The 26,086-nt window shown below is 37.9% G+C and carries 26 protein-coding genes; 15 read left to right on the top strand and 11 right to left on the bottom strand.

The features are described from left to right. The first annotated feature begins 120 nt into the window (after positions 1–120). The gene (locus tag GTH24_RS10280) at positions 121–693 is read left to right on the top strand and encodes a TorD/DmsD family molecular chaperone (protein WP_072068228.1); all 573 of its coding nucleotides are present in this window, start codon (positions 121–123) and stop codon (positions 691–693) included. 109 nt (positions 694–802) lie between these two features. Here the strand turns inward: GTH24_RS10280 and GTH24_RS10275 are convergent, their stop codons facing one another. Then, the gene (locus GTH24_RS10275) at positions 803–1,357 is read right to left on the bottom strand and encodes a lipoprotein (protein WP_072068227.1); all 555 of its coding nucleotides are present in this window, start codon (positions 1,355–1,357) and stop codon (positions 803–805) included. A 42-nt stretch (positions 1,358–1,399) separates the two neighbouring features. Further along, positions 1,400–2,602, bottom strand: coding sequence for a multidrug efflux MFS transporter MdtH (gene mdtH, locus GTH24_RS10270; RefSeq protein ID WP_164526366.1), 1,203 nt, complete (start codon positions 2,600–2,602; stop codon positions 1,400–1,402). Between the two features lie 197 nt (positions 2,603–2,799). On the opposite strand from mdtH, the gene rimJ reads away from it, so the two are divergent. Next, positions 2,800–3,381 (top strand): ribosomal protein S5-alanine N-acetyltransferase, encoded by a 582-nt coding sequence (gene rimJ / locus GTH24_RS10265; RefSeq protein WP_072068225.1) that lies wholly within the window; start codon positions 2,800–2,802, stop codon positions 3,379–3,381. 109 nt (positions 3,382–3,490) lie between these two features. On the opposite strand, the gene GTH24_RS10260 is transcribed toward rimJ, so the two are convergent. Next, positions 3,491–4,126, bottom strand: a complete 636-nt coding sequence (locus GTH24_RS10260) for a GNAT family N-acetyltransferase (RefSeq protein ID WP_072068224.1) — start codon at positions 4,124–4,126, stop codon at positions 3,491–3,493. Positions 4,127–4,228: 102 nt separating this feature from the next. On the opposite strand from GTH24_RS10260, the gene GTH24_RS10255 reads away from it, so the two are divergent. The 3 genes from GTH24_RS10255 to GTH24_RS10245 all read left to right on the top strand — a co-directional run bounded on the left by GTH24_RS10255 (position 4,229) and on the right by GTH24_RS10245 (position 7,809). Continuing rightward, positions 4,229–4,825 (top strand): TetR/AcrR family transcriptional regulator, encoded by a 597-nt coding sequence (locus GTH24_RS10255; RefSeq protein WP_072068223.1) that lies wholly within the window; start codon positions 4,229–4,231, stop codon positions 4,823–4,825. A gap of 147 nt (positions 4,826–4,972) precedes the next feature. Further along, positions 4,973–6,508: a murein biosynthesis integral membrane protein MurJ gene (gene murJ, locus GTH24_RS10250; RefSeq protein WP_072068222.1), complete on the top strand. Its 1,536-nt coding sequence runs from the start codon at positions 4,973–4,975 to the stop codon at positions 6,506–6,508. A gap of 1,028 nt (positions 6,509–7,536) precedes the next feature. After that, a complete protein-coding gene (locus GTH24_RS10245) occupies positions 7,537–7,809 on the top strand; it encodes a hypothetical protein (protein ID WP_072068221.1) in 273 nt (90 codons plus the stop codon). Positions 7,810–7,950: 141 nt separating this feature from the next. Here GTH24_RS10245 and argS read toward each other — a convergent pair whose 3' ends face one another. Next, positions 7,951–9,681: an arginine--tRNA ligase gene (argS, locus tag GTH24_RS10240; protein WP_072068220.1), complete on the bottom strand. Its 1,731-nt coding sequence runs from the start codon at positions 9,679–9,681 to the stop codon at positions 7,951–7,953. A gap of 172 nt (positions 9,682–9,853) precedes the next feature. Between argS and GTH24_RS10235 the strand changes: the two genes are divergently transcribed. Together GTH24_RS10235 and cutC are read left to right on the top strand one after the other, a co-directional pair. After that, the gene (locus tag GTH24_RS10235) at positions 9,854–10,408 is read left to right on the top strand and encodes a VOC family protein (protein ID WP_072068219.1); all 555 of its coding nucleotides are present in this window, start codon (positions 9,854–9,856) and stop codon (positions 10,406–10,408) included. Between the two features lie 154 nt (positions 10,409–10,562). After that, a complete protein-coding gene (cutC, locus tag GTH24_RS10230; protein ID WP_072068218.1) occupies positions 10,563–11,315 on the top strand; it encodes a copper homeostasis protein CutC in 753 nt (250 codons plus the stop codon). Positions 11,316–11,371: 56 nt separating this feature from the next. On the opposite strand, the gene GTH24_RS10225 is transcribed toward cutC, so the two are convergent. From GTH24_RS10225 to GTH24_RS10205, 5 genes are all read right to left on the bottom strand, one after another. Continuing rightward, positions 11,372–12,946 carry an ATP-binding cassette domain-containing protein gene (locus tag GTH24_RS10225; protein ID WP_164526365.1) on the bottom strand — a complete coding sequence of 525 codons (1,575 nt, stop codon included), beginning with the start codon at positions 12,944–12,946 and terminating at the stop codon, positions 11,372–11,374. 234 nt (positions 12,947–13,180) lie between these two features. Continuing rightward, positions 13,181–14,059 carry a hypothetical protein gene (locus GTH24_RS10220; RefSeq protein ID WP_164526364.1) on the bottom strand — a complete coding sequence of 293 codons (879 nt, stop codon included), beginning with the start codon at positions 14,057–14,059 and terminating at the stop codon, positions 13,181–13,183. Between the two features lie 64 nt (positions 14,060–14,123). Further along, complete coding sequence (gene cmoB, locus GTH24_RS10215) at positions 14,124–15,098, bottom strand: tRNA 5-methoxyuridine(34)/uridine 5-oxyacetic acid(34) synthase CmoB (RefSeq protein ID WP_072068215.1); 975 nt, start codon at positions 15,096–15,098, stop codon at positions 14,124–14,126. Continuing rightward, positions 15,098–15,850 carry a carboxy-S-adenosyl-L-methionine synthase CmoA gene (gene cmoA / locus GTH24_RS10210; protein WP_072068469.1) on the bottom strand — a complete coding sequence of 251 codons (753 nt, stop codon included), beginning with the start codon at positions 15,848–15,850 and terminating at the stop codon, positions 15,098–15,100. The genes cmoB and cmoA overlap by 1 nt, the downstream gene beginning before the upstream one ends. Positions 15,851–16,037: 187 nt before the next feature. Further along, positions 16,038–16,436, bottom strand: a complete 399-nt coding sequence (locus GTH24_RS10205) for an MAPEG family protein (protein WP_023582071.1) — start codon at positions 16,434–16,436, stop codon at positions 16,038–16,040. Positions 16,437–16,702: 266 nt separating this feature from the next. Between GTH24_RS10205 and aspS the strand changes: the two genes are divergently transcribed. The 6 genes from aspS to ruvB all read left to right on the top strand — a co-directional run bounded on the left by aspS (position 16,703) and on the right by ruvB (position 22,100). Then, positions 16,703–18,487, top strand: a complete 1,785-nt coding sequence (gene aspS, locus GTH24_RS10200; RefSeq protein WP_164526363.1) for an aspartate--tRNA ligase — start codon at positions 16,703–16,705, stop codon at positions 18,485–18,487. Positions 18,488–18,490: 3 nt separating this feature from the next. Further along, positions 18,491–18,925, top strand: coding sequence for a dihydroneopterin triphosphate diphosphatase (nudB, locus tag GTH24_RS10195; protein ID WP_072068213.1), 435 nt, complete (start codon positions 18,491–18,493; stop codon positions 18,923–18,925). A gap of 28 nt (positions 18,926–18,953) precedes the next feature. Then, complete coding sequence (locus GTH24_RS10190; RefSeq protein ID WP_072068212.1) at positions 18,954–19,709, top strand: YebC/PmpR family DNA-binding transcriptional regulator; 756 nt, start codon at positions 18,954–18,956, stop codon at positions 19,707–19,709. Between the two features lie 125 nt (positions 19,710–19,834). Further along, entirely contained in the window at positions 19,835–20,356 is a 522-nt protein-coding gene (ruvC, locus tag GTH24_RS10185; protein ID WP_006536599.1) for a crossover junction endodeoxyribonuclease RuvC, read from the top strand. 103 nt (positions 20,357–20,459) lie between these two features. After that, positions 20,460–21,080 (top strand): Holliday junction branch migration protein RuvA, encoded by a 621-nt coding sequence (ruvA, locus tag GTH24_RS10180; RefSeq protein ID WP_115349830.1) that lies wholly within the window; start codon positions 20,460–20,462, stop codon positions 21,078–21,080. 12 nt (positions 21,081–21,092) lie between these two features. Beyond that, the gene (ruvB, locus tag GTH24_RS10175; protein WP_072068210.1) at positions 21,093–22,100 is read left to right on the top strand and encodes a Holliday junction branch migration DNA helicase RuvB; all 1,008 of its coding nucleotides are present in this window, start codon (positions 21,093–21,095) and stop codon (positions 22,098–22,100) included. 93 nt (positions 22,101–22,193) lie between these two features. Here the strand turns inward: ruvB and znuB are convergent, their stop codons facing one another. Together znuB and znuC are read right to left on the bottom strand one after the other, a co-directional pair. Next, positions 22,194–22,979 (bottom strand): zinc ABC transporter permease subunit ZnuB, encoded by a 786-nt coding sequence (gene znuB / locus GTH24_RS10170; protein WP_072068209.1) that lies wholly within the window; start codon positions 22,977–22,979, stop codon positions 22,194–22,196. Beyond that, positions 22,972–23,697, bottom strand: coding sequence for a zinc ABC transporter ATP-binding protein ZnuC (gene znuC / locus GTH24_RS10165; RefSeq protein ID WP_072068208.1), 726 nt, complete (start codon positions 23,695–23,697; stop codon positions 22,972–22,974). Before znuC ends, znuB begins: the two co-directional genes overlap by 8 nt. A gap of 74 nt (positions 23,698–23,771) precedes the next feature. Between znuC and znuA the strand changes: the two genes are divergently transcribed. Next, the gene (gene znuA, locus GTH24_RS10160) at positions 23,772–24,716 is read left to right on the top strand and encodes a zinc ABC transporter substrate-binding protein ZnuA (protein ID WP_072068207.1); all 945 of its coding nucleotides are present in this window, start codon (positions 23,772–23,774) and stop codon (positions 24,714–24,716) included. Between the two features lie 12 nt (positions 24,717–24,728). Next, entirely contained in the window at positions 24,729–26,054 is a 1,326-nt protein-coding gene (gene mepM, locus GTH24_RS10155; RefSeq protein WP_072068206.1) for a murein DD-endopeptidase MepM, read from the top strand. The last annotated feature ends 32 nt before the right edge of the window (positions 26,055–26,086 follow it).

Here is a 26,086-nt window from a genome sequence, read left to right as displayed (position 1 = left end):
TTTTCTGTTTTAAAAGCTCCCTTTGGCTAAATTAATACTTATAATCATAAAAAAGAAAAAAGTTGATTTTCTTGTTGTTAAACGCACAATAACGCGAAACTTTTTAGGATAAAAAATACAATGAATGAATTCTCAATAGTTTGCCGACTTTTAGGCACATTATTTCAACGTGCCCCAAATGATCCTATTTTAGCGCCAATTATTAAAATGATTGATGAAGGAAAGTTGAGCCAGTTATGGCCATTGGAGCAAGATGAATTATTTAACACATTAAAAAATAGTGTCAAAGATTTGGCTATTGTTGAAGCGGATCACCAATCTCTTTTTGGTGGAGAGGCTCCTGCTGTATCTATTTATGCTCATGATTATGAAGAAATTAAAGAAGACGATGTTCGTCAATTCTTAGTTGCAAGAGGTATGCCTGTTACTGATAATGCAACAGACAGTTTTGGTGCTTTATTACTTGCTGCGTCATGGCTGGAAGATAATTCAGCAGAAGATGAAGTATTAGCCCAAATACAACTATTTGATGAATATTTATTACCTTGGGCTGGGGCATTTCTTGGTAAAGTAGAAGCTCACGCAACAAGTGGTTTTTATCGTACATTAGCCGCAATTGCGCGTGGTGCGTTATCGGCATTACGTGAAGAGCTTTCTGATGATGAAGAGGGTGAAGGCACCGAAGCAGAGTAATGTCTTATTTTCTTTGCAAAGGTATTTTACTATTCATAAAAAAGGCAAACCATTAGGTTTGCCTTTCTCATTAATGACGATAAATATTTTTAATCAACTCACGTAACTATTAGAGTTGGATCACGAATTTACCCGGTTTAACTTCAATGCCTTTTGCCAGTTTAAATGCCGCAGATTCAGCGCTATTTTTCTTAGGATCAAGGACATAAACAGGGTGATTATCAAAATACGTTGCAATGGTGGTATCTAAATAAGGTTTTAATGCTACAACGACAGCATCCATTTTTTCTGGTGATACTTTATAGCTATCAATAGTCATGTCTTTTATATATATCGCACCTTGATCGGCTTGATAAGAAGGTTGACCTGATAATGTAAGATCAACTTTGGCACTTGTTTTACCAAAAAATGAATTAATTTTTAGATCGGCAGTACCTGAAAGGTTAATTTTACCCGGCTCTGTACGACCAATTTGGATTGAAAGATTACTTAACTTAATATCAGCGGAGACAACCTCATCTTCACCAATGTGTTTTTGAAGATTTGTTTTTTGGCTAATATAGTCATTAATCAAATTTTCACTTACATCAAATTGCTTTAGCTGATCACAACCCACGATAAAGCTTGTTAGTAATAATATGGTTGTTAGAAAAATAGCTTTCATAAACACTCCTTGATCATTGATAACTAAAAGTTTACCTGATATCTAAGGAGTAAGCATGGCTGTTTCTATTTTTTTACGATTAAATTGGCGGTGTAGTGCGTAAAGTGTTATTAATCCTACTGTACCTAATAAGAACCAAGGTAATTCAGGCATATCAAATTGGTTACCTAAATCGTACATCCATCCACCACTGGTATATCCGATTGCGCCACCAAAGGCTAAACCTAAGCGACTAAATCCCATATAACTACCACGAGCGCGAGGATCAGCCAGTGAGGCACTTAATGTTTCACGCGCAGGCTCTGCGGTGATCGTGCCGAGATAAAATAAACCAATAATTAAGAAAATGCCTTGTAATGAATGGATCATTCCAACAGGAAACATACTGATGCTCATTAAGAATAATCCGGCCATTAAACGTTGTTCCAATTTGAAACGTTTTTCACTCCAGCGCGCAATAGGATAGAGTAAGGTTAAGGAGAGTAATGCTTCAATGGCATACATCCATTTTACTGCGGTCGGAGTACCTGCAATATCGTTAACGATAATAGGGAACATCAACATGACTTGAACAGACAATATAAAATAACCTGTTAACGTTAAGACATAACTGACAAAGCGTTTATCCAATAATACGCGATTTAGTCCTTCTTTAATCGGTGTTCTGGTTGTAGATATACGGTAAGCAGGTAGTAACCAAGCATTAAATAAAGCAGCAATAACAAAAACACCTGCGCCAACCCAGCACACTAAATGAAAATCATATAATAATAACCAACTACCAATCAGCGCCCCAATAACGGCTCCAGCACTATCTTGCATTAATAATAAAGAATAAAAACGGCCACGTTCATAAGGTCTGGTTAATTTAATAACTAGTGCTGTACGAGGTGGATCAAATAACGTTCCCCCTAATGCAGATAAAATGCAAGATAACCAAAGTATCCACGGTTGATCTGCCATTGCCATTAAAGCAAAACCTAAAGCACGTAATAACATTCCAGTTATTATCATTGGTTTTGCACCAAAGCGGTCTGCGATGGCGCCACCAAAAATACCTAGGCCTTGCTGGACTAATTGTCTAAGCCCTAATGCAAAACCGACAATAACACCAGCCCAACCCAATTGTTCGACGAAACGGATGGAAATCAGAGGAAAAACGACGAAAAAACCCAAGACAACTAACATATTGTCAATTAGGAGGAAATATTTACCCAAGGTACGGGCTTGTGTTACCAGTGCCATTACTCACCATCAATAAGCAAATAATTTAAATAAAATAAGAGGGGAACGAAATAATTTATTTCTTCGACTATTCTGTCTCTAAATGTGCATAATTCATAGTAAATTAAAGATGATATTTTTTTATTAAGGTTAGTGGCAGAATAAGAAGAGTTACTTCAGAATTAGACTTATTTATATCAAAGGATAATGGGATCGCAATGTTTGGTTATCGTGGTGGAGTTCCTAAAATTCGTTTCGAAACGACAAGAATGATAATTCGTTTAGCTTATGAACGAGATGCGGAAAGGTTGGCTGATTATTACACATTAAATCGTCGTTTTTTAATTCCATGGGAACCATTAAGAGATAAAACACACTATTTGCCTTCCGGTTGGGAACATCGTTTGCAATATATGAACGAATTACATCGACAAGAAAGTGCCTTTCATTTTTTGTTGTTAACACCAACGGAAGATGAAATTATTGGAGTGGCTAATTACAGTAATGTTATGCGCGGTGCCTTTAATGCCTGTTTTTTAGGTTATTCTGTAGGTGAAAAATGGCAAGGTAAAGGTTATATGTCTGAGGCATTAACTGAAACGTTACGTTATATGCAACGCCAACAAGGTATGCATCGTATTATGGCGAATTATATGCCTCATAATTTACGCAGTGGTAATTTATTGGCGAAACATGGTTTTGAACGTGAGGGGTATGCAAAAAATTATCTGCAAATAAACCAAGAATGGCGTGATCATGTATTAACCGCATTAACAACACGCACTTACTTCAAACGATAAATAGCCCTTGTTGTTAAGGATAAAGCACTGTTTATAATTATAGCGATACCTTGTTTTTTCAGTGCTTTTAACCAATATATTGATGCTAATAGTGATATTGAATTTGCCTTTAGTTGATTTTTTTCAACATATAATACCAGTGTTGAATATGAAAAATAGATTGTGTCAGGCACAATGATTCTTTTCTCTCAATATAAAACCCATCTTTTTGGTATAAATAAAGAGCGCCTTTATGATGAATATCCACATAAAGTGATAAATATATTTTTTTCAGAATATTTTTACTGTATTGCGCTATCCATTGAAGTATTGCATAAGCGATACCATGGCCTTGATAAGTGGATAAAACAGCAATATGAGCTAAATAAACTTCATTTTCTTTTGGCGTATAATCAAATAATGAAAAGAAAATTTTTTGCTTAATATAATGGGCTATGCCATAGCGCCAATAATTAGAGAAGGGTGTTTTAGCAAAAGAATTTGACATAAATTGAGTTTCTTTTGTGACTAAACAAAATGTTGCAATTATTTTTTCATTCTCGGTGACAACAAACTGTTGGCTATTCTTTTTACGCGCTAGCGTATTCCAAATGGCTTCTAATTGCTGACGTTGGTTAGGATTAGTGCTATCAATATTAAAAGCATTCAATTTAAAATGGAAAGCTTGTGTAAATAACTGAATAATTTCAGGAATATCTGAAGGCTCTGCAACACGAAGCTGAAAGTGTTCATTAAGTAATTGCATGATATCGTTACTCTGCAATAATAGGGTTAATTTTTAGACTGTTTGGTCTATTTTGCTCTAGACTAATCAGTCTAATTTATTTTGTCCAGAGATTTTTAGGTTATGAACAAGACAGCGACTGAAAAACAAAAAGCAAAAATGAAGCACATAATTGATGCTGCAATGCGTTGCTTTGCCGTAAAAGGTTTTCATTCCACATCAACAGCAGAAATTTGTCATGAAGCAGGGATGAGCCCCGGAAATGTATTTCATTATTTTCCCAATAAAAATGCGATTATTGAAGCTATTGCGTTAGATGATGCACAGCTTTTTGATAAGATTTTTTGTCGTTATGAAGCGCAAGAAGAGAGCATTCAAGCAGTTATTGGTTTAATGATAGAGATTATAGCGCTTTATAATCATCCAGAGTACGCACGCATTAGTATTGAGATTTTTGCTGAAGCTTCACGCAATGCGAGTATTCACGAAATTTTCATTGAAAATGAAAGAAACAATAAACAACGTTTGATTGCCATGTTAGAAAACGGTATTAAAAAAGGGCAAATTGATCCGCGATTAGAGCCTGAAAAAATGGCTACATGGTTATTTGTGATTGCAGATGGTTCTATGGGGAGAAATATTATCGATCCTGAGTTTAATGAAAGTGATAATCAAACTATGTTAGAAATAATGTTGAGAAAAATATTAGCTAGGCCATAAATCATAGGTGTTTTTCTCTTATTAGAATTAGCTAAAAGTAAGTTGAAACTGTTTATTTTTAGCCAATTGATGATTGATTTTTCGATGTTAGAGACGGAGTATAGTCCCTTTCTTTTTATTCCATTCAACAAAAATTAGAATAACTTTATGAATTTACTTAAATCACTGGCCGCAGTGAGTTCCATGACTATGTTTTCACGGGTCTTAGGATTCATTCGTGATGCAATCATTGCGCGTATTTTTGGCGCAGGTATGGCAACTGATGCTTTTTTTGTTGCGTTTAAATTACCGAATTTACTTCGTCGTATTTTTGCAGAAGGGGCATTTTCTCAAGCCTTTGTGCCAATATTAGCTGAATATAAAAGTCAGCAAGGTGATGAAGCAACACGTACTTTTATTGCTTATGTTTCAGGTATGCTAACACTGATCCTTGCTGTCGTTACGGTGATTGGTATTATTGCTGCACCATGGGTCATTTATGTCACTGCGCCAGGTTTTAGTAGCTCACCAGATAAATTTCAACTTACGACTGATTTATTACGAATAACCTTTCCTTATATTTTTCTTATTTCTTTGGCTTCATTAACGGGCTCTATTTTAAATACATGGAACCGTTTTTCAGTACCTGCTTTTGCACCAACATTACTTAATGTCAGTATGATATTTTTTGCTTTGGTTGTTGCACCTTATTGTAATCCACCAATTATGGCATTGGCATGGGCGGTTGTTGCTGGAGGAATATTACAACTTGGTTATCAATTACCGCATTTGAAAAAAATCGGTATGCTTGTACTACCTAGAGTCTCATTTAAAAACAGTGGTGTTTGGCGTGTTTTAAAATTAATGGGGCCTGCTATTTTAGGTGTTTCAGTTAGCCAAATATCCTTAATTATCAATACAATTTTTGCTTCTTTCTTAGTGTCAGGGTCGGTTTCTTGGATGTATTATGCTGATCGTCTTATGGAGCTACCGACAGGAGTGTTAGGGGTTGCATTAGGCACTATTTTATTACCTTCATTATCGAAGAGTTTTGCTAGTGGTAATACTGAAGAATATAGAAAATTGATGGATTGGGGATTAAGACTGTGCTTTTTATTAGCACTACCTTGTACGATTGGTTTAGCTGTATTATCAGGGCCGTTAACGGCATCTTTATTCCAGTACGGTAATTTTAATGCTCATGATGCGTTAATGACACAACAAGCGTTAATTGCTTATTGTGTTGGGTTGATGGGCCTTATTATCATAAAAATCTTAGCGCCTGGTTTCTATTCTCGACAGGATATTAAAACGCCTGTAAAAATTGCTATCGCAACACTAATACTGACACAATTAATGAATCTCGCATTTGTTGGTAGCTTAAAACACGTTGGCCTTGCACTTTCGATTGGTATTGCAGCTTGTTTTAATGCCTCAATGCTATTTTGGCAAATACGTAAAAAAGATATTTATCAACCTTTGGCGGGGTGGCCAGTCTTTTTATTAAAACTAACAATTGCGTTGGTGGTAATGGGGGCTGTGTTAGTTGGAATGTTATGGATCATGCCAAGCTGGGATATCGGAAGTATGCTTATGCGTATTTTACGTCTATTACTCGTCGTTGTGGTTGGGGCTGGCAGTTATTTTGTGGCCTTGTTTGTATTAGGTTTTAGACCTCGTCATTTTTCATTACGTGCTTTATAGTTCATAAAATACGCTCCCTGCTTTTTGTATAAAAGCAGGGAGGTTTAAATTAACAATATTTTTATCAGTGCCAATCCTCTCATTTAGAACCTTTCTCTATTTCTAGACTATTTATAATGCAACATTGATCACATTTTTGGTATTTAGTTAGATTATCTCAATGTCATCCAAAAAGAAAAATAGAATAAAAAAAACGCAGAAATTTTTTTTCTTCATTATTTTTTTATTAAATTTTTTTTCCAATTTCTGAATGATTTATACAGTTTTTCGGCATTGGAAAGCGTTTTTCAAGCTAAATACATAAAATAATCTAATCATTATTCATACCGAATATCTTTAGACAATTTGTTTACCTATACTGTTATTCTACATAAAGTAAAAAAATAGACGCTATATTCTAAGCACTTACGGTTTGACGAATTATCTTTTTTTAGATAAACTCTCTGGTATTGTTTAGGTTTAAAAAATGACACATCTGTTAAATATTTCTTACTTAATGATGAGATATTACAAATATTTCAAAATATTGCAGTATATTTTAAAATATTTGATTTTTTTGATTTAAGACATATTATTATTTCTTTATTCAGGTAGATTAACCGTGACTGTAAAGTTATTTGCTTGTTATCGTTCAGTACTACTGAAAGTGATCATATCTATTTTGTCTGCGCTTCAAATAGGTAATACGATTGCTGGGGATAAGCAGTAAACAATAAGTCGCGTGAATAATGAAATTAATATTAAATCTATTATTATTAGATAATTAGATTACTGGTAATTCGGTATGGTACACTAATTATTGTTTTCATTTATCCGCCATTGTTTTCTGTTTTTCCCTCTCTTTTCAAATCCTTCGCAATAGTTCTTATTTTTTTCATTAATAGCTCAATAACTCAAATATTTCTCTATATGTTCGCTATACTCAAGGCAGTTATAAACTATTAGATATTTCTAGTTTAAAGACTACTAAATAATCAATTAGATGGTTTTTAGTAAAAATAAAAATAAAAGAGTGTCAAGGAGCTACTATGAAAAAAGCAATTATCATTTCTGTATCATTAGCTACGTTATTTCTTGCTGGTTGTACTGCTGATGGAAAAATTAACACTTCAAAATTAACGCCAGTTAACTGTGTGGGTGTCTTTGATAAAACGAATGAGCAATTGTCATTTACAGCTAAAGACGTTAACGACCGCTTTTATAGCCCAAGCAAGCCAATAGATAGTGTTGATGGTTGGATTGAAGCAAAAGATATCAGAGGACTATTGTGTCAGGATGTTATAACGGCTAATGAAGATTAATGACTAAGTAGCATTGGAAGTTAGATTGAGTGATTGTTTGAAGTGTTTTCTAGCTATATCGAATAAATAATGAATGTACAAAAAAACCGATGGTCAAATGCCATCGGTTTTTTGTTTCTGTAATTTGCGAGCTTAAGCTAATTACATTCTATCGACTGTTTCAATCCCTAAAGTATCTAAACCTTGTTTTAAGGTTCTCGCGGTCAAACGCGCCAGTTTTAGACGGCTTTGGCGAGTGTTTTCATCTTCAGCAGATAAGATAGGGCAATTTTCATAAAAACCAGAGAAGGCTTGTGCCAGATCGTAGAGATAAGCACACATCACATGAGGAGTTCCTTCACGAGCAACTTGCATGATGGTCTCATCAAATTGCACTAAACGTAATGCAAGTTGTTTTTCATGAGATTGTACTAATGTGATCGGCTGAGTTAATGTGTTTTCATCAATTTCAGCACGTTTAAAGATTGAAGCAACGCGAGTATAAGCATATTGCATATAAGGTGCGGTATTACCTTCAAAACTTAACATCAGATCCCAATCGAAGATGTAATCTGTTGTGCGGTTTTTAGATAAGTCAGCGTATTTCACAGCACCAATACCGACAACGCGAGCAACATTATTTAATTCGTCTTTATCCATATCTGGATTTTTTTCAGCAATTAATGTACGGGCTCTTTCTTGCGCTTCATCGAGTAAATCCGTTAAACGGATAGTACCGCCAGAACGTGTTTTAAATGGACGACCGTCTTTACCTAACATCATGCCGAACATATGGTGTTCAAGTGACATTGAATCAGGGATATAACCTGCTTTACGGACAATTGTCCATGCTTGCATTAAATGCTGATGTTGGCGAGAGTCGATATAATAGAGAACACGGTCAGCGTGTAGATTTTCGTGACGATATTTAGCACAAGCAATATCGGTTGTTGTATAAAGGTAGCCACCGTCTTTTTTCTGAACGATAACACCCATAGGTTCGCCTTCCTTGTTTTTATATTCATCAAGGAAAACAACCGTTGCACCTTCACTTTCTACAGCAAGGCCTTTTGCTTTTAGGTCAGCAACAATACCAGGCAACATTGGGTTATAAAGGCTTTCACCCATAATGTCATCTTCGGTTAATGTGACGTTAAGACGCTGATAAGTCACTTGGTTTTGTTGCATTGTGATATCAACAAGTTTGCGCCACATTGTACGGCAATACTCATCACCGCCTTGTAATTTCACAACATAATTACGCGCGCGCTCTGCAAAGACTTCATCTTCGTCATAGCATTTTTTTGCTTCACGATAGAACTCTTCGAGATCAGATAACGCCATATCTGCGGCATTTTCGTTTTGTTTTTTCTCTAAATACGCAATTAACATACCAAATTGCGTACCCCAATCACCGAGGTGATTAGCACGAATAACGTTATGACCTAAGAAAGATAATGTACGCGCACTTGCATCACCAATAATCGTAGAGCGTAAGTGGCCGACATGCATTTGTTTTGCAACGTTTGGAGAAGAATAATCAATAACAATAGTTTGAGGTGTAACAGATGTTACATTCAGATGTTCATCAACTAATGCGTCTTCTGCTTGCTTTGCAACCCATAGTGGCGATAAGAAGATATTGATAAAACCAGGGCCCGCGATTTCAACTTTATCTGCAATACCTGTAATATCAAGCTGTTCCAGAATTTTCTCTGCGAGTTGTCGGGGTGGGATCCCCATTTTTTTTGCTGCTCCCATGACACCATTTGCCTGATAGTCACCAAATTGCACTTTGGCTGACTGGCGGACAAGTGGTTCGCTATCAGCGGGTGCGCCAGCAGCACACATTGCCACACTGATTTTTTCTGAAAGAAAAGCCTGAATATTCACCGGGTTACCTTAAATTATTGAGAAAATAAAACCTGACGACAAAAGCCTGACAGGTTTATTATAAAGAATTAGGATTAACCTTGAATTTATAACATATTCCGGCTAGAACATGCTACCATCTGCACCTTATCTTTAAGGTTTTTTCTCTGTTTTTTCATTAAGGTTACTCAAAATGGCGTTATTTTCTTCAATCCCTCAATTAAATGATTTAACTCACGAGCTTCCACAGTTTGAAGAAAAAATGACACAGCTTGCCAATCAGTTAGGTTTAAATTTCACACTTTATCTTATTGACCATATTTCGTTACGTTGTCACGATTTAACATTGGCTGAACAATGGCGAAAAGGCCTTAGTCAATGTGGAAAGTGTATTTCTGATAATATTATTAACGGACGTCCAATTTATCTTTTTCAATTAGACATGCCATTAACGGTTTTAAATCAAGCTGTTTCCATTGTTGAATTACCATTCCCCACCCATAAAATATATAAATACCAAGGTTGGGAGCATATTGAGCAAGTGATCCCTGTTGAGCCTTCTGATTTAGTTAATAACGTTATGTCATTTTTACCATCTCCTTTGCCGGAGGGTATTAGCTTGAAAATCAGTGAACCTAAAGGTGAAAAAGAACGCTTGCCCAATCCCACGGTGGCTATTTCTAATAGTAAAGTGACAGTGAAATATCATCCTTATTCGTTACTTGAAATTGTACAAAGTGAGTGTTGAACGACACTTTCAGAAAATAGTTTGCTTGTGTCAGCACAAAACTCTGATAGTGGAATTGAATGAATAGAGATATTCGACAACTATTGTTAGTAATCGCTGAGAAATGATATTTATTTTCTGATTACTTTCTGTATTAAGGATAAAGAGGGATGATATGGCTACGTTGGAGATTTGTTGTTTTGGCGCAGAGTGTGCGCTGGTGGCAGAACGAGCAGGTGCGGACAGAATTGAGCTATGCACTAGTCCATCAGAAGGCGGCATTACGCCAAGCTTTGGAATGCTAAGACAAGTCAGAGATCTGGTTCGTATTCCCGTTCATCCTATTATTCGCCCTCGAGGGGGAGATTTTTGTTACACACAAGCTGATTTTTCGGCAATGAAAAATGATATTAGCCTAATTCGTGATATGGGGTTTCCAGGCGCCGTTGTTGGTTTATTAAATGAAGAAGGACATATTGATTTGCCTAAAATGGAAATTCTAATGGAGCTTGCTGGCCCTTTAGCTATTACTTTCCATCGTGCTTTTGATATGTGTATTAATCCATTATTAGGGTTAGAACAACTGACACAGTTAGGTGTTTCTCGTATTTTAACATCAGGCCAGCAGGCGAATGCGGAATTAGGTTTACCTTTATTACGAACATTAAATGAAAAAACACAAGGTCCGGTCATTATGGCAGGAGCTGGCGTAAGATTAAGTAATATCCAAAAATTCTTAGATGCAGGTTTAAAAGAAATACATAGTTCTGCGGGTAAGGTCGCGCCCTCAACCATGATTTATCGTAAAGCAGGTGTCACAATGAGCTCAGACAGTGAAGTTGATGAGTTTACCCATTATTGTGTGGATGAAGATACCGTTGAAGCGATGAAAGATATTATGAGTATTTATACGCCATTAGCTTCTTAGTTTTAATTAGCTTTAGTGACAGATTTTAAAACTGCGCCTTTTATAGCGCAGTTTTTTTATGCAATCTCATCTAATACTAAGGTATGTGTTATACCGCAACGTTCAACAAAGGCTTCATCATGGGAAACCAGTAATAATGTACCTTGATATTCAACGAGTAAATTTTCCAATAATTGTTTGGAGTCAATATCAAGGTGGTTATCTGGTTCATCAAGCAATAATACCGCAGGAGGAATAGGACTGTGTGTTAAAGCTAATAACGTTGCTTTTAATTGTTCGCCACCGCTTAGTTTTTCTAGAGGGAGTAATGACTTATCACCTCTGATCCTTAACATACCCAGCCGTGTTCGCCATTGCTCGATAGAAATAGCGGGTTGATATTGGTGCAACGCCTGTGCAACAGGCAATGTTTTATCAAGCAAAGCAAGATGCTGATCAAGATAACAAAAGTCTTTATTAAGACGAAACTCACCAGAGAGTGGGCTAAATTGTTGGATCAGACATTTTAATAATGTCGATTTTCCACATCCATTTTTACCTTTAATATGCCAATGCTCATTACTGTAAGCTGAAAATGAAATAGGGCGCTGATAACCATACGGAAGCTGAAGATTATCCACAAATACATTTAAACGATACCCATCACTTTGGTAATTCAATACTATTTTTTGCTGATGAACATGCACTTTTTCTTCATCAACACCTTGTTTTTTAGATTGCATATCTTCTATTACACGCTGATGCCGTTTTGCCACTGCCGATTGGCGTTGCTCTGCTCTATTTTTTTGCATATCTAGCAGAAGTAGGCACTGAGAGCCACTTTGTCTGATTGATTCACCTTGGCGTTTACGTTGCGTTGCTTTTTGCAAGGTAGCTTGTTGTTGGCGTTTTTCATTTTTAATTTGGCTGTTTAGTCGATCACTTACGGCTTCCAACGATGCTATTTCTGCGCTTTTTTGTGTTTCATATAAAGCATAATTTCCACCATATTCAGATAAACCTTTTTCACTTAACTCTAAAGTAGTGTCGGCATAAGTGAGTAAGTTTCGATTATGACTAACAATAAGAGAGCCTGCTTTGTGCTGAGCCAACTGTTTTATTAGCCACTGTTGTCCTTGATAATCAAGATGATTATCTGGCTCATCTAAGAGTAGAAAACTTTCCTCGCATAAAAAAGCGCGACAAAGTGCTAAACGTGTTTGTTCTCCGCCACTTAAATTCGCAATAGGGGTATCTAATACGACAGGGAGTTGTGCTGAATCTAATAAATTCTGCCACGTAACAGGAAGCTGCCATTTGCCATCAAGTAACTCAATATCTTCTAATGTCGCAATACCTGCATCAACGCGTTGGAATGCATGATAAATTTCATGAATATCTAACGCTTGAGCAAGAGTATCGCCTTGCAACCGGGTTAATTGATCAACGTGAACAAAAGGCATATTCCAATCAACTTGCCCAGATGAAGGCGTTATTTTTTGTGCCAATAATCTTAGTAGTATGGATTTTCCTTTACCATTATGACCGATTAATGCATTTTGCTGACGAGCCAACGAACGAGTTAATGGTGGAAAAAGGCGCTCTTGATTAAATTCGATAGTAAGTTGTGAGAAGTGACAGGCTATTGTCATAGTAATACCTCCTAAGCGAAATAGGTGGCAGACAGCCGAGATCTTTTTCTAGATGCGACGAAATAAATTATTGTCTGCCAGTAACAGAAAATGAATACCAAAAAGGTATTTGAGAAATTTTCTGGCAGAATTTAGTTCATCGTAGGGAAGTGCCTTTTTAAAAAGAGAAGTAATTGGATAGATAACGCGCGTATTTAAGCATGAATAAAGATGAACAACAAGCGCCGAATAAGGTTATCTGCGTGTGGTTCTTATTTTACGAGTTTTTATTTTGAACATTATACGTTTATAAATTGATAATATATTAATGTAGGTAATACAAGCTAAAGGTATACCATAAAATAGAGCGCCGTAAGCCATACCAATATGTGGAAAATTAAAATAATCGCTGTGTTGTGGAATTAAATAAAGATAGTCAATTTTATTTAAATATTGGGGCGTTAATCCACCATAAGGGACTAAAAACTTAAAAATCATGACAGAAAAAAGGCATAGCATAAAATTTAAAACTAATAGTGCAGAATAGAATAAATTCTTCCCCATTTCTTCTTTAGTTTTTACTTGGTAACCATTGATAATTCGATTGGCAACAATCACAGCATAGAGCCAAATAATCAGGTTTTCATCACCCATAATCATACTATTGATAATAAGTGCAAATATTCCATAAAAGGGAATAAGGGCAAAAACAAGCTTAGTACGAGCAAATGCAGCCATAAAAACACCTGAGTGCACGAGAATAAACTCAAATAAAAATAAAACGGTTAGATTATAAATTGTTTGAACTGAGAAATGTTCAGGAAACCACCAAACGGTAATAATAAAAACGATATATAAAAGTTGTGTGGTGTAGTCAAATAATGAAAAAAAGAATTGTACCCCACGTTGTAATGGTGTTAGTGGGAGATATTTTGCTGATGTGGTTTCTACAAAGGACGAAAAAATAGGATCATCATATTGCTGACGCTTATTCTTTTGTAAAAGAGCGTGTTGTTTTTTTTGTGTTATTTCCTTTTGGGTTGCAACTTTGCTCTTTGGTGTCTTTGCCATAATTTTCTTTAATCGTTCATCTGCAAATAAGAGGACGTATAAGATGTCTTTAATAAAAAACAAGATGAATATTATGAAAGAAAGGGATATTTAATAACTTGATATCCCTTTAGATCACAATAAAAGATTAAGGCTTAGTGGCAATTAATATCGCACGCTTAGGTGCCGGATAACCTTCAACCGTTTTTGTTTTATCATCAGCATCTAAGAACGCATCTAATGAATCTGTTATCATCCAATCTGTTTTACGCTGTTCATCCAGAGAGGTTGTGTTTTCATCGACAATACGTACATCTTTAAAACCACATTTTTCTAGCCAAACCTTTAGCATTTTTGCTGATGGAATAAAGTATACGTTACGCATTTGTGCATAACGTTCACCTGGGAGCAGACATTGAAATTCATCACCATCAACAACGAGGCTTTCTAATACTAATTCACCGCCCGAAACCAATTGATTTTTTAATTGCCATAAATGATCAAGCGGTGAACGACGATGATAAAGCACGCCCATCGAGAATACGGTATCAAAGGCTTTTAATTCTGGCATTTGTTCAATACCAACAGGAATTAAATGTGCACGTTGATCATTTCCTAATAATTTTCTGACAGCTTCAAATTGGCATAAGAAAAGTTGAGTAGGGTCGATCCCCACAACAAACTCAGCCCCTTCACCTAGCATTCGCCACATGTGATAACCACTGCCACAACCTACATCCAACACTAAACGGCCTTCAAGAGGGGAAAGGTGAGGTAAAACACGCTCCCATTTCCAATCTGAACGCCACTCTGTATCAATATCGACCCCATAAAGAGAGAAAGGGCCTTTTCGCCATGGCATTAAGGATTTCAGAATATTATTTAAACCCAGTTGTTCGCCTGCACTTAATGTAGGCGTTTTATTGGCAATTACTCCATTTTTTAAATCAAGTTCTGTAGGGATTATTTCTGGCAAACCATCGAGCATTCTTTCCCATGAAGAAAAGTGACCGTGTAACGCGTTTGAGCGCCATTCTGATAATTGAGCCGGTAATGTATCTAACCAATGAAATAAGCGCTCATCTTGCGCAATAAGTTGATAGAACGAGCCAAAATTAATCATTAGTTATTGCCTTTAATCGCTAAAAGAGAGCCGAAATTAAAACATTGGAACCAAACTTCTGCATGAGGGAAACCTGCATTATGTAAGCGAGTTTTATGGGTTTCGACAGAGTCTGTCAGCATAACATTTTCTAACATGCTACGTTTTTGGCTAATTTCTAATTCGCTGTAACCGTTAGCGCGTTTGAAATCATGGTGCATATTAAACAACAATTCACCAATTTCTTTATCTTCAAAACTGAATTTTTCAGAAAGTACTAACACACCACCAGGGTTAAGGCCTTGGTAAATGCGGTTTAATAATATTTGGCGATCGCTCGGTGCTAAGAATTGTAAGGTGAAGTTAAGCACTACCATTGAGGCATTAGTGATCTCAATATCAAGAATATCACCTTCGATAATATCGACGGGGGTATCTGCTTTATAGGCATCAATATGGCGTTGACAACGCTCTACCATAGCGGGTGAATTATCAACACCAATAATTTTGCAGCCTGTCACATTAATATTGCGACGCATAGAAAGGGTTGCTGCACCTAAAGAACAGCCTAAATCATAGACTTGGCTATTAGGTGTAACAAAGCGACCTGCAAGCATACCAATCATAGAGATGATATTTGAATAACCAGGTACCGAGCGTTTTATCATATCAGGAAATACTTCAGCGACTTTTTCATCAAAGCGCCAGTCACCAAGGTTTGCAATAGGTGTCGCAAATAAGCTGTCTTGTTGTGATGATTTTGAATTCGACATAACTAAAATAGGTTTAAGGGATAAAAGAAGCAAGCATTCTACCAGAAGCGACGGTGCTCACAAAGTTGCATTATTTAGAAATAAATTGGAAAAAATAAATAAACCTTTTTGATACCTTGCCGTTATTAGACACAACAGCAAGGATGTCGGTTTTGATCATGGATGATCATATTATTCCCGCGAGGACTTAGTAATAAAAGGAAAAGATTTGTATCCAAGGAAGGAAATAAATATTAGCAATGATCATCAATACCATTGATAAATAAGTGGCTGCCATGCCTGAACGACGCCAACGAAGTTCACGGTGTTTTAATCCATAAGAGTGTAAAAAGCGACCTGCGATTAAAATTGAGCCACAGATGTGTACCATCCAAACAAAAGCACCATTCATTTCCATGACCAGCAATAAGATCATAGAAATAGGAATATATTCTACCGCATTGCCGTGAACACGGATGGCTGTTTGTAATTCATAAAAGCCACCATCACCATAAGCAACCCGATATTGTGTTCTGAGTTTTACAACATTGAGGGACAATTTAATCAATAATAGTGCGCCCAGTACGATATAAAGCGAGCTAACCATCTTTTCTCCATTGCCAAAGCCAAAAAACGGCGAATTTAATGATAAACCTCAAAGCGACTTCTGTCGCTATAAATAATTATTATTAATTAATTGTTTGGGGATTAGCAAATCCTTGAAAAGATGTATCATATAAACTAGGTCTATACTCTTATCTCTAGGAAGAATTTTCGTTATAATGTCTGCCTTTTTTTTGACACTACTCGAAAAAGACTATTGCCAAAATTTCCGCAGCAGAAAGCACAACAAGCTGAGTAAAAGGATATTGTATGCGTACTAATTATTGTGGGCAGTTGAATAGTGCCCATGTGGGCCAAAAAGTGACTCTTTGTGGTTGGGTTAACCGTCGCCGTGACTTAGGTGGACTTATCTTTATTGATATGCGAGATCGCGAAGGTATTGTTCAAGTCTTCTTTGACCCAGAGCAGAAAGAGGCATTTTCTCAGGCATCAGAACTGCGTAATGAATTTTGTATTCAAGTCACAGGAACAGTACGCGCTCGCCCTGATAGCCAAGTTAACAAAAATATGGCAACAGGTGAAATTGAGTTAGCGGCAGAATCTCTGTCTATTTTTAACCGTTCAGAGCCATTACCGTTAGATAGCAATCAAACAAATACTGAAGAGCGTCGTTTAACTTATCGTTATTTAGACCTGCGTCGCCCTGAAATGTCTGATCGTTTAAAAACCCGTGCTAAAATCACAAGCTTCGTTCGCCGTTTTATGGATGGTGAAGGTTTCCTTGATGTTGAAACCCCGATGCTGACAAAAGCAACACCAGAAGGTGCGCGTGACTATTTAGTGCCAAGTCGTGTACATAAAGGCAAATTTTACGCATTACCACAATCACCACAGCTTTTTAAACAGCTGTTAATGATGTCTGGCTTTGATCGTTACTATCAAATCGTAAAATGCTTCCGTGATGAAGACTTGCGTGCTGACCGTCAGCCTGAATTTACACAAATCGATGTTGAAACCTCTTTCATGAGTGCAGATCAAGTGCGCGAAGTGATGGAGCGCATGATCCACGCATTATGGTTAGATATTCTTAATGTTGATTTAGGTGCATTCCCTGTTATGACCTTTGCTGAAGCAATGCGTCGTTATGGTTCAGACAAACCTGATTTACGTAACCCAATGGAACTCAAAGACATTGCTGATTTAGTCAAAGATGTTGAGTTCAGTGTATTTGCACAAGCCGCCAATGATGAAAAATGCCGAGTTATCGCATTGCGTGTGCCAGGTGGCGCATCATTAACTCGTAAAAATATCGATGAGTATACACAATTTGTTGGTATTTACGGCGCTAAAGGCCTTGCGTGGATGAAAGTCAACGAAAGTGCTAAAGGCATTGAAGGTGTACAAAGCCCAATTGCTAAATTCCTAACTAATGATGTTGTTAACGCCATTTTAGAAACAACGGGTGCAACTGATGGCGATTTAATCTTCTTTGGTGCAGGCCGTAAAGGCACTATGAGTGATGCAATGGGTGCTCTGCGTTTGAAAGTGGGTCGTGATCTTGAACTGACAGACTTAAATGCATGGAAACCATTATGGGTTATCGACTTCCCAATGTTTGAAGAAGATGAAGAAACGGGTAGTTTAAGTGCAATGCACCATCCATTTACTTCGCCGAAAGATCTCTCTCCAGCAGAATTAACAGCACACCCAGTGGGTGCGGTGGCAAATGCTTACGATATGGTTATCAACGGTTATGAAGTTGGTGGTGGCTCTGTGCGTATTCACCGTAATGAAATGCAACAAGCGGTATTTAGTATTTTAGGTATTTCGCCAGATGAGCAACAAGAGAAATTCGGTTTCTTATTAGATGCACTTAAATTTGGTACACCGCCACATGCAGGTTTAGCCTTTGGTTTAGACCGTTTAGTGATGCTGCTAACTGGAACTGATAATATCCGTGATGTTATTGCATTCCCTAAAACAACAGCGGCAGCGTGCTTAATGACTAACGCACCAAGTTTTGCTAATGCTGATTCTTTAAAAGAGCTAGCAATTGCGGTAACTCAAAAAGAAGTTAGCGAAGATAAAGAGTAAATAATGAAATATAAGCGCCCGATATCCGTTTTAGTTGTTATTTATGCAAAAGAGACCAAACGGGTGCTTATGCTTAAGCGTCGAGATGATCCGGATTTTTGGCAATCGGTGACAGGTAGTTTAGAAGAGAACGAAGCGCCTTTTCAAACTGCGTTACGTGAAGTGCAAGAAGAAGTTGGAATTGATATCATAAAAGAAAATCTTGAGCTGGTGGATTGTCATCGCTCAGTCCTTTTTGAAATTTTTGCACATTTTCGGCATCGTTATGCACCCGATGTGACACATTGTCAGGAACATTGGTTTACGTTAGCACTGCCCGCAGAGCGAGAACTTGTGCTAACTGAACATTCTCAATACCAATGGCTCGACGCACCACTGGCGGCAAAATTAACAAAATCCACCAGTAATCAGCAAGCGATTGAAGAATTTGTTATTTAATGATTAGACCACGTTTGGAGATATTTTCATGGCAGGTCATAGTAAATGGGCCAATACAAAACACCGTAAAGCAGCGCAAGATGCAAAACGCGGTAAAATTTTCACTAAAATCATCCGTGAATTAGTTACAGCAGCACGTTTAGGTGGTGGTGATCCTGCAACTAACCCACGTTTACGTGCGGCAGTTGATAAAGCATTATCAAACAACATGACTCGTGACACCTTAAACCGTGCGATTGCACGCGGTGTGGGTAATGATGAAAATGATAATATGGAAACTATCATCTATGAAGGCTATGGCCCTGCGGGTACTGCTGTGATGGTTGAATGCTTAAGTGATAATCGTAACCGTACTGTTTCCGATGTTCGCCATGCATTTACCAAAACAGGGGGTAACTTAGGAACGGATGGTTCAGTTTCTTATCTTTTCACCAAAAAAGGTGTAATTTCTTACGCACCAGGTGTTGATGAAGATGCTGTGATGGAAGCTGCATTAGAAGCAGGTGCGGATGACGTTGAAACTTATGATGATGGCGCTATAGATGTTTACACTACACCAGAATCATTTGGTGAAGTGAAAGATGCAATGGATGCGGCTGGTTTTGTCGCTGAAGCTGCAGAAGTTTCCATGATCCCATCAACAAAAGCAGAATTGGATATTGAAACAGCACCAAAACTAATGCGTCTTATTGATATGTTAGAAGACAGTGATGACGTGCAGGAAGTGTATCACAACGGTGATATCTCTGATGAAGTTGCAAAACAACTGGAAGATATCCTGTAATCGTTATAACGATTATCGAAAATAACAGTTTTGATTGCTGTTATTAAAAAGTGCGAAGAGAAGAGCAGAGCAGATTTTTTTGCTCTTTTCTCTCGCCATCGACCATATCGGCAACAGGAATTGATATGGCTATCATTCTAGGTATAGACCCCGGTTCGCGTGTTACAGGCTATGGTGTAATTCGACAACAAGGGCGACAACTTATCTATTTGGGAAGTGGTTGTATTCGCACACAAGTTCCCGACCTTCCTAATCGACTTAAACGTATTTATGCAGGTGTTAGCGAAATAATTACGCAATTTTCGCCAGATGTGTTTGCGGTTGAACAAGTGTTTATGGCTAAAAATGCGGATTCTGCATTAAAACTAGGGCAAGCACGAGGTGTGGCGATACTGGCTGCAGTAAATAACGATTTACCTGTTTTTGAATATGCAGCTCGCCAAGTTAAACAAACGGTTGTGGGTACAGGCGCTGCTGAAAAAAGCCAAGTGCAACATATGGTGCGTTCAATATTAAAGCTATCCGCTGCACCACAATCAGATGCCGCCGATGCCTTGGCAATTGCTATTACACATTGCCACTTTAACCAAAATTTATTACGTGTGGGTGATCCTCGATTAGTTTTAACGCGAGGTCGATTAAGATAAGTTGTTATCTTGGTAAATGTCTTTGGTTTTTCACAGGCTGGATATACGTCCAGCTTTTTTTATGTTATAAACTTGGCGTAAATATATTTGCGGAGGCGTTAGGGTGATAGGTCGTATCAGAGGAATTATTCTTGAAAAACAGCCACCAGTGGTGCTGATCGAGGCAGGTAATGGTGTAGGTTATGAAATTAATATGCCAATGACCTGTTTTTATGAACTGCCTGATATTGGCCAAGAAGCCATTATCTATACGCAATTTATTGTACGCGAAGATGCACAATTACTTTATGGTTTTAACCAAAAACAAGAGCGCGCACTTTTTCGTGAATTAATCAAAGTCAATGGTGTGGGACCTAAACTCGCTTTAGCCATTTTATCTGGTATGTCTGCTCGCCAATTTGTGACCGCCATTGAAAATGAATCTATCACTTCATTAGTAAAATTACCGGGCGTAGGTAAGAAAACAGCAGAACGTTTAGTGGTTGAAATGAAAGACCGCTTTAAGGGTCTTAATGGTGATTTATTCGAAAATAGCGATATTGAATTACCAGAAAGTGCTTCGCCTAAAGCACCAAAAGTGGCTGATATTGAAGCTGAAGCTTCGGCTGCATTAATCGCATTGGGTTATAAACCACAAGAAGCAGCAAAAATGATCAGTAAAGTAGCAAAACTGGGTTCAGATAGTGAAACGCTTATCAAAGAAGCATTGCGCGCGGCTATTTAGGAGTAACACATTGTGATTGAAGCAGATCGCCTGATTTCAGCAGAAATTCAACAACCTGAAGAAGAAATAATAGATAGGGCTATTCGCCCTAAATCTCTTGCCGAATATGTTGGGCAACCACAAGTTCGTGAACAGATGGAGATTTTTATTCAGGCGGCTAAATTACGTCATGATGCACTCGACCATTTGCTTATTTTTGGCCCTCCCGGATTAGGTAAAACCACATTGGCAAATATAATTGCTAATGAAATGGGGGTTAATTTGCGTACGACATCAGGGCCTGTGCTTGAAAAAGCAGGAGATTTAGCCGCAATGCTAACTAACCTTGAGCCTCATGACGTACTGTTTATTGATGAAATTCATCGGCTTTCTCCGGTGGTTGAAGAAATCCTTTATCCTGCGATGGAAGATTACCAACTCGATATTATGATTGGTGAAGGGCCTGCCGCACGTTCAATTAAAATTGATCTACCGCCATTTACTTTAGTGGGAGCAACCACAAGAGCTGGCTCTTTAACATCACCTTTGCGTGATCGTTTTGGTATTGTGCAACGTCTTGAGTTTTATAATGTTGACGATCTCCAACACATTGTGTCTCGCAGTGCCAGCTTTATGGGATTAGAGATGACAGATGAAGGAGCACGTCAAATTGCAATGCGTTCACGCGGTACACCACGTATTACTAATCGATTGTTGCGCCGAGTACGAGACTTTGCACAGGTCAAAGGTAATGGAGCCATCGATGAGGATACCGCCTCTAAAGCACTTGATATGTTAAATGTAGATGCTGCGGGTTTTGACTATTTAGATCGTAAATTACTTTTTGCCATCATTGATAAATTTATGGGTGGCCCGGTGGGATTAGATAACCTTGCGGCCGCTATTGGTGAAGAGCGAGAAACCATTGAAGATGTGTTAGAGCCTTATTTAATACAGCAAGGGTTTATTCAGCGTACACCAAGAGGTCGTGTTGCCACTAATCATGCCTATCGTCATTTCAATCGTATTGTAGAAGACTAAATTTACGTTCTGTCATTTATCATAAATAAAAAATAACCCTTGATGGAGTCATTTCATCAAGGGTTATTTTTGTATTAAATTTGGATTATTTGATTACTGTTTAGTAGGTGCAAATAAACTCAAAATAAATAGACAACTCGCGGCTAAAACCACAGAAGGGCCAGCGGGAGTATCATATAAAGCAGAGAAGGTTAAACCGCCAGTAATTGCCAACATACCAACAGCGATTGCAATCAGAGCCATTTGTTCTGGTGAACGAGCAAAACGACGGGCTGTTGCCGCAGGGATGATGAGTAAAGAGGTAATGATCAGCGCCCCTACAAATTTCATGGCTAAACCAATGGTTAGTGCGGTGATCATCATTAGCTTTAAACGTTCTTTCTGAATATTTACACCATCAACAAAGGCCATATCTTGATTAATGGTCATAGAAAGTAGTGGACGCCATGAACGGATAATCACAAATAAAACAATCACAACGCCAATAAAAATACTAATAACATCTTGATAGTTAACTGAGAGTAAATCACCAAATAGGTATGCCATTAAATCAACACGCACATTGGACATCAAACTAACAACCACAAGTCCTAAAGAAAGCGCACTGTGTGCCATGATCCCTAAAAGGGTATCAACAGAAAGTTGAGGTTTTAATTCTAACCACACTAACAAAATAGCTAAAAGAAGAGTGACTACAATAACGGCATAAAAAGGCTCAATATTAAATAGCAAACCAAAAGCAACACCAAGTAGTGAGGCATGAGCTAAGGTATCGCCAAAATAAGACATACGACGCCAAACGACAAAAGAGCCCAAAGGGCCCGCCGCCATTGCTAAGAGCATACCGGCAATCCAACCCGGTAACAGCAACTCAATCATGACGACACTCCTTACTATGCTGGTGATGATGACGATAAATACCGAGTTGTTCAGCACCACGGCTTCCAAACATGGCAATAAATTCAGGATGAGAAGAAACCACGTCAGGTGTACCAGAACAGCAAATATGACCATTTAAACAGAGTACTTCGTCTGTTTTTGCCATCACAAGATGAAGATCATGAGAAACCATCAAAATAGCACAACCTAATTCATTACGAAGTTGATTAATCAAATCATAAAGTGCTAATTGGCCATTAACATCAACACCTTGAGTCGGCTCATCTAAAACTAAAAGTTGAGGTTGATTAAGCAAGGCTCTTGCTAATAACACGCGCTGAGATTCACCACCAGACAGTTTTTGCATTGGCTGATTGAGTAATTTAGCTGCATTAACACGCTCAAGGGCAGGGAGAATATCTTTATCTTGCACACCTGGTTTTAGCGTCATAAAGCGCTTAACTGTTAATGGCATTGTGGGGTCAAGATAAAGTTTTTGAGGAACATAGCCAATACGTAACGTATTATTGCGTTCTACTTTTCCTGATGTTGGATTTAATAATCCAAGAACTAAACGGATAACCGTGGATTTACCCGCACCATTAGGGCCAAGTAAAGTAAGAATACGGCCTGCTTTTAAATCAAAAGAGATATCTTTTAAAATTTCTCTTTCACCAAAAGAAACAGAAACCGATTTTAAACAAATCAAGTCAGACATAAAATTAGCACTTGCAGAATCATTGAAACGTTATAATATAACATTTCCAATGACGATTCACGAGAATTCTTCCTATGTTACATAAAAACAACAAATTTGCGCATCGTTTTTTATTGAAATCATTTTTAGCGACTGTAATGATAAGTTCATTCAGCGCTTCTGTTCAGGCTGATGTGGTGGCTTCTATTCGACCTATCGGGTTTATTGCTGCAGCTATCGCTGACGGGGTGACCCCAACGGAAGTTTTATTACCGGATGGTGCATCTCCACATGATTACGCGTTAAAACCTTCTGATTTAAAAAAAATCACTTCCGCAGACCTAATGGTATGGATTGGGCCTGATATGGAAGTGTTTTTAGATAGGCCATTAAACAGACTTACAGACAATCATAAATTGGCTTTAGCAGAAACTAACGAAATAAAGTCGCTTTTATTGAAAGATGATGATGACAATGTGCATAAACATGAGGAAAATCACGAACATCATTCTCACGGTGATTATAATATGCACATCTGGTTATCACCAGAGATTGCGTTGTCGTCTGCAAAACAGATCCATGAAAGGTTAATTGCACTTTATCCAGATAAAAAAGAACTTCTGGACGTAAACCTAGGTAAATTCAGTGAACAACTCAAGCAAACTGATAAAAATCTTGTTAATATTCTGTCGCCTGTTAGAAATAAGGGTTATTTTGTCTTTCATGATGCTTATGGCTACTTCGAAAAACATTATAATTTAAAGCCATTAGGTCATTTTACTATCAACCCTGAAATACAGCCAGGTGCGCAGAAATTACATCAAATACGAACACAGTTGGTTGAGCAAAAAGCAACCTGCATTTTTGCTGAGCCACAATTTAGGCCGACAGTAATAGAAACAGTGGCGAAAGGCACTGGGGTTAAAATGGGTGTATTAGACCCCCTAGGAAGTGGGATTGCTCTAACTCAAGAGAGCTATGTAAAATTCCTTACCCAACTAGCTAACCAATATGCGAGCTGCCTGAATGAAACACAATAAGGAATTAAGAGCGTGCAGCAGAAGAAATCCATTGCACAGGTATATTTAAGTTTACCACTCCCACATAAAATCATGCTTGGTTCGTTAACTGCAGCAACATTGGCCGTCGCGATTTGGCGGCCCGTGGTTCTTCAAAATGAACAAAGCCGAGAAGTTCCTGTCAGTATTCAAATGCCTCTTGCTAATCAAGGCGAAAATACCGATGACATCATCACAGATAGTAGCGATCAGCTTACAGACGAAGGCTTGGTTGGTGCAGATGATGGTACTGATGCAAGTACAACAGTAGCACAAGTTCCTCATACTTATATTGTGTCTAGTGGCGATTCGTTAAGCTCAATACTGACTCAGTTTGGTATTGATTCTGCTGATATTGCGACTATCTCTAATCAAAATAAAGATCTCAGAAATCTCAAAATTGGGCAACCAATTAGCTGGGAACTTGATGATAGTGGGTTGCTTCAAGAATTAAGCTGGGGTGTTTCTCGTCGCGAAACTCGCGTTTATACCCGTACAGAAGCGGGTTTTAAAGAAACAAAAGAATTCCAGAAAGGGGAATGGAAAAATAGCGTAACGACTGGTGTTATTCGAGGCAGTTTTTCTGTTAGTGCAACAAACGCAGGTTTAACTAACGCTGAAGCACGCGCTGTTACTAAAGCATTACAGTGGCAAGTAGACTTTAAAAAATTACAAAGTGGTGACCAATTTGCGGCACTGTTTTCTCGTGAAGTGCTTGATGGGCGCACTGAGCAAAGTGAGCTAATTGGTGTCCGTTTACGTAGTGCTGGTAAAGATTATTATGCGTTCCTTGCCGAAGATGGCCGTTTTTACGATAGCCAAGCAGGCGGATTAGAACGCGGATTTATGCGTTTTCCAACGGTCAAACAGTTTAGAGTATCTTCTCAATTTAATCCTCGTCGTATTAACCCAGTTACAGGACGTTTAGCAGCTCATAAAGGTGTCGATTTTGCTATGCCAGTGGGTACACCAGTATTAGCAACAGGGGATGGTGAAGTTATTGTGGCAAAATATAGCGGTGCCGCAGGTAACTTTATCGCTATTCGACATGGTAGCCAATACACCACGCGTTATATGCATTTGCGTCAATTATTAGTAAAACCAGGGCAACGTGTTAAACGTGGCGATAGAATTGCGTTATCAGGTAATACTGGGCGTTCTACAGGTCCTCATTTACACTATGAACTGTGGATCAACCAACAAGCAGTTAATCCATTAACGGCAACATTACCTCGTGCTGATGGTTTAACAGGCAAAGATAAGCAAGAATACCTAGCTAAAGTCAAAGAGATTAAGCCTCAATTAGTGCTAGCCGATTGACAATAAACACGATTTTAAAGACATAAAAGCGG

The sequence above is a fragment of the Proteus vulgaris genome (assembly GCF_011045815.1).
GTDB lineage: Bacteria > Pseudomonadota > Gammaproteobacteria > Enterobacterales > Enterobacteriaceae > Proteus > Proteus vulgaris_B.
This window is presented reverse-complemented; position numbering and strand designations above follow the sequence as displayed.

Bases quoted from the DNA above. Each gene is read 5' to 3' on its own strand.
- GTH24_RS10255 (WP_072068223.1), top strand. From the start codon at position 4,229: ATGAACAAGACAGCGACTGAAAAACAAAAAGCAAAAATGAAGCACATA.
- GTH24_RS10205 (WP_023582071.1), bottom strand. From the start codon at position 16,436: ATGGTTAGCTCGCTTTATATCGTACTGGGCGCACTATTATTGATTAAA.
- ruvC (WP_006536599.1), top strand. From the start codon at position 19,835: ATGGCTATCATTCTAGGTATAGACCCCGGTTCGCGTGTTACAGGCTAT.
- aspS (WP_164526363.1), top strand. From the start codon at position 16,703: ATGCGTACTAATTATTGTGGGCAGTTGAATAGTGCCCATGTGGGCCAA.
- GTH24_RS10245 (WP_072068221.1), top strand. From the start codon at position 7,537: ATGAAAAAAGCAATTATCATTTCTGTATCATTAGCTACGTTATTTCTT.
- nudB (WP_072068213.1), top strand. From the start codon at position 18,491: ATGAAATATAAGCGCCCGATATCCGTTTTAGTTGTTATTTATGCAAAA.
- GTH24_RS10280 (WP_072068228.1), top strand. From the start codon at position 121: ATGAATGAATTCTCAATAGTTTGCCGACTTTTAGGCACATTATTTCAA.
- GTH24_RS10260 (WP_072068224.1), bottom strand. From the start codon at position 4,126: ATGCAATTACTTAATGAACACTTTCAGCTTCGTGTTGCAGAGCCTTCA.
- cmoB (WP_072068215.1), bottom strand. From the start codon at position 15,098: ATGATTAATTTTGGCTCGTTCTATCAACTTATTGCGCAAGATGAGCGC.
- GTH24_RS10190 (WP_072068212.1), top strand. From the start codon at position 18,954: ATGGCAGGTCATAGTAAATGGGCCAATACAAAACACCGTAAAGCAGCG.
- GTH24_RS10275 (WP_072068227.1), bottom strand. From the start codon at position 1,357: ATGAAAGCTATTTTTCTAACAACCATATTATTACTAACAAGCTTTATC.
- GTH24_RS10225 (WP_164526365.1), bottom strand. From the start codon at position 12,946: ATGACAATAGCCTGTCACTTCTCACAACTTACTATCGAATTTAATCAA.
- murJ (WP_072068222.1), top strand. From the start codon at position 4,973: ATGAATTTACTTAAATCACTGGCCGCAGTGAGTTCCATGACTATGTTT.
- rimJ (WP_072068225.1), top strand. From the start codon at position 2,800: ATGTTTGGTTATCGTGGTGGAGTTCCTAAAATTCGTTTCGAAACGACA.
- GTH24_RS10235 (WP_072068219.1), top strand. From the start codon at position 9,854: ATGGCGTTATTTTCTTCAATCCCTCAATTAAATGATTTAACTCACGAG.
- znuA (WP_072068207.1), top strand. From the start codon at position 23,772: ATGTTACATAAAAACAACAAATTTGCGCATCGTTTTTTATTGAAATCA.
- znuB (WP_072068209.1), bottom strand. From the start codon at position 22,979: ATGATTGAGTTGCTGTTACCGGGTTGGATTGCCGGTATGCTCTTAGCA.
- cutC (WP_072068218.1), top strand. From the start codon at position 10,563: ATGGCTACGTTGGAGATTTGTTGTTTTGGCGCAGAGTGTGCGCTGGTG.
- mdtH (WP_164526366.1), bottom strand. From the start codon at position 2,602: ATGGCACTGGTAACACAAGCCCGTACCTTGGGTAAATATTTCCTCCTA.
- cmoA (WP_072068469.1), bottom strand. From the start codon at position 15,850: ATGTCGAATTCAAAATCATCACAACAAGACAGCTTATTTGCGACACCT.
- znuC (WP_072068208.1), bottom strand. From the start codon at position 23,697: ATGTCTGACTTGATTTGTTTAAAATCGGTTTCTGTTTCTTTTGGTGAA.